At 37.8% G+C, this 259-nt stretch carries 1 protein-coding gene; it reads right to left on the bottom strand.

Annotated features, from left to right (window positions below):
• Positions 1–259, bottom strand: a 259-nt coding sequence (locus AAEZ05_RS29180; RefSeq protein WP_502947812.1) for a nucleotidyl transferase family protein, incomplete at both ends; no start/stop codon positions are given.

The raw sequence follows: 259 nt of genomic DNA, 5'->3' as shown, positions 1-259 counted from the left end.
AATTTGTTGCGTGCGTTCAAGATAAAATACGTTACAGATATCAGATAAATCATCAAATTTACCTTTCCAGTCATCACCAATAGCAAAGATGTCAGCATTTAGCCGAATAATATCATTCCTTTTCTGGCGCCAATCGTTTTCAGCTATCACCTCATCAACATATTTACAGGCTGCGACAATTTCTTGTCGTTGTTGAAAATTGAAAAACGCGGCCTTACCTTTAAGCGCATTAAATTCGTCGGTGGATACACCCACAATT

The sequence above is a fragment of the Pseudomonas sp. HY13-MNA-CIBAN-0226 genome (assembly GCF_040310305.1).
GTDB classification, from domain to species: Bacteria; Pseudomonadota; Gammaproteobacteria; order Pseudomonadales; family Pseudomonadaceae; genus Aquipseudomonas; species Aquipseudomonas gregormendelii.
This window is presented reverse-complemented; position numbering and strand designations above follow the sequence as displayed.